General features: G+C 44.3%; 3 protein-coding genes. All 3 read left to right on the forward strand.

Annotated features, from left to right (window positions below):
* The coding region (locus AB1401_15185) for an acyl-CoA dehydratase activase (GenBank protein ID MEW6616795.1) at positions 1-831 on the forward strand (831 nt) is incomplete at its 5' end.
* Between the two features lies 1 nt (position 832).
* Complete coding sequence (locus AB1401_15190) at positions 833-1,627, forward strand: acyl-CoA dehydratase activase (GenBank protein ID MEW6616796.1); 795 nt, start codon at positions 833-835, stop codon at positions 1,625-1,627.
* 39 nt (positions 1,628-1,666) lie between these two features.
* Positions 1,667-2,758, forward strand: a 1,092-nt coding sequence (locus AB1401_15195; protein ID MEW6616797.1) for a 2-hydroxyacyl-CoA dehydratase family protein, incomplete at its 3' end; no start/stop codon positions are given.

The raw sequence follows: 2,758 nt of genomic DNA on the forward strand, positions 1-2,758 counted from the left end.
GGGGCAGTTGAAAACAAGGGTTCAGGCTTTTATAGAAATGTTGTAAAGGAGAGAGATATGATAACAGCGGGAATAGATGCAGGTTCTTTAACGACAAAGGTCTTAATTTTGAATCAGGATAAAATCATGGCATATGAGGTATTGGCTACTGGTGTTGATATAGAAGGGGCTACTCAAAAGGCGATGGATACTGTTTTAGAGAGAGCCGGCATATCCCTTCAGGATATTGAATCCATTGGGAGTACCGGTGCCGGGAAGAAAAAGGTTCCCTATAAAACAGTACAGGGGACAGAAGTAATGTGTGACACCAAAGGGGCTCTTCACTTTTACCCAAAATCGAATGGGGTAATCGATATTGGTGGAGAAAACTGCAGGGCTATAAAGTTTGATACAGAAGGGAACATCGTTGATTTCGCATTGAATGACAAGTGTGCCTCCGGTACAGGTATCTTTTTAGATGCAATGGCAAAAGCATTGCGGGTAAAACCGGCAGAAATGGGAGAACTCTCCCTTCAATCAACGGAAGATATAGAAGTCACCTCCATGTGTTCAGTCTTTGCTGAATCTGAAGTGGTATCTATGATTCACAGGAAAGTGCCAAAGAACAACATACTAAGGGGGATCCACAAATCTATAGCTTCAAGGGTTGTTGGCCTGGCAAACAGGATTCTTTTAGAAGGTAACATCGTTATCATAGGCGGGATAGCCAAAAACATAGGTCTTGTTACAACCTTGAATGAACTAATGAATTCAGAACTCATTGTGCCAGAGAAACCAGAGGTTGTTGGTGCCTTGGGTGCTGCTCTGCTGGCTAGAGAAAGGAAGGGGTAAAATGATAACTGCTGGAGTAGATGTAGGGTCATTAACTGGCAAAACAGTTATATTGAAGGACAATGAGATATTAGCGTGGAATATCATTCCCACCGGGCCTGACAGCAGCGAAACCGCTACAGAGGTTTTCGGCATGACATTAAAGGAAGCAGGCATCACCAGAGATGATATAGAATACATCGTATCTACAGGATACGGAAGAGTCGTAGTTCCTTTTTCCGACAAGAACATAACAGAGATCACCTGTCATGCCAAAGGTGCGAACTGGTTTTTTCCCAGAGTCAGGCTGCTGCTGGACATGGGTGGACAGGACTGCAAGGGGATAAGATGCGATGGGACAGGAAAGGTTACGAATTTTGCAATGAACGATAAATGTGCTGCTGGTGCTGGAAGATCGATGGAGATTATGTCGGGGCTTCTGGACACACCACTTGCAGAGATGGGGGGGTTATCCCTTGACATAAAAGAGAGGTTGGCGCCTTTGAGCAGCACCTGTGTTGTTTTTGCCAGGACAGAGGTTTTGGGGTATCTTCATGAAGGTACGCATAAAAACGACGTACTGGCAGGAGCTTGCGAGGCACTGGCAGACAGGGTTTACACCTTGTTGAAGAGGGTAGGTATTGAAGGGGACTTTGTCATCAGTGGAGGTATTGCCAAGAATATAGGGGTAGTGAAAAGGATAGAAGAGAAGGTAGGGTTAAAGGCAAATATATGTTTTGAGCCTCAGATAGTAGGAGCCCTTGGCGCGGCAGTTTTTGGTAGAGAAATCCTCGAAAAAAAGGCTAAAAACCATTAACCAGATACCGATAGCAGAGCCAGTATCAGGAGGTAAAATATGACAACTAAAGTAACTGCTCCGGGGAAGAAGAGTCTGCAGACCACATTGGAGATAAGCAAGGCAATTAGAGCATATTATGGGGGGATAAAAGAAGCTAAGAGGGAAGGCAAACCGATAATCTGGTCTTATGGATTGACACCGAGAGAGATTTTTAATGCGGTAGATGCACCTGTAATCTACCTTGAGCACCTCCCAATGGTTTTAGGCGCAAAACAATTGTCTGGCAAGTATATACAGATCGCTGAAGAGGAGGGGTTTTCGAGAGATGTCTGTGCCCTCCACAGGTGTTTTCTGGGATGCGCGGTTGCCAGGGAAAGAGACCCGTATCTTGATACCTTCTTTGCCCAACCTGACCTTATAATAGCCACCAATATTCCCTGCATATCCGAGTCCAAGTCTTTCCTTTATGTAGCTGATCACTATGGTATTCCTTACCACTTCATTGATGCTCCTATAAACACCTGGGGAAAGGATATCCCTGATTATGCCATTGAATACTATTCAGGCCAATTGAGGGGAGCCCTGGATTTTATGGAAAAACACGGATTAAATCTAAATACAGAGAGACTCAAAGAAACCGTTCGCCTTTCCAAGAGACTCGTTCAGCTCTGGAACGAGATAGACGAGTGCAGAAAGGTTGTACCTACTCCTATGAGCTCAGTTGATGGTTTCACCGCCTGTTACCCGCTTATTCAAATGCCAGGGACAGAGCTTGGCGTTAAACTATATGAAAAGTTACTCGCAGAAATGAAAGAAAAGATTAAAAGAAAGGAAAGTATCCTTAAGGACGAAAAGTTGCGACTTTTGTGGGTTGGAGTACCACCTCTCTACAACATGGGACTTCTCAACTACGTGGAGAAATACGGTGCTGTTGTTGTAAAGAGTATGGTAGAGTATTTAGCCGGAGGAGCATACGATCCTGCTGTTATAGATCCCGAAAAGCCCGTTGAGGGTATTGCTTATAAGGCCCTCATTGATATATTTAATCCGACATCGGAAAATATGTTGGATTTTGTTGTAAAGATTGTAAAAGACTTTCGCATCGATGGGCTAATAGGATCAGTCAAGAGGAGCTGCGGGCTTTTGCCC

This window comes from Thermodesulfobacteriota bacterium, assembly GCA_040757775.1.
In the GTDB taxonomy this organism is placed as follows: Bacteria; Desulfobacterota; UBA8473; order UBA8473; family UBA8473; genus UBA8473.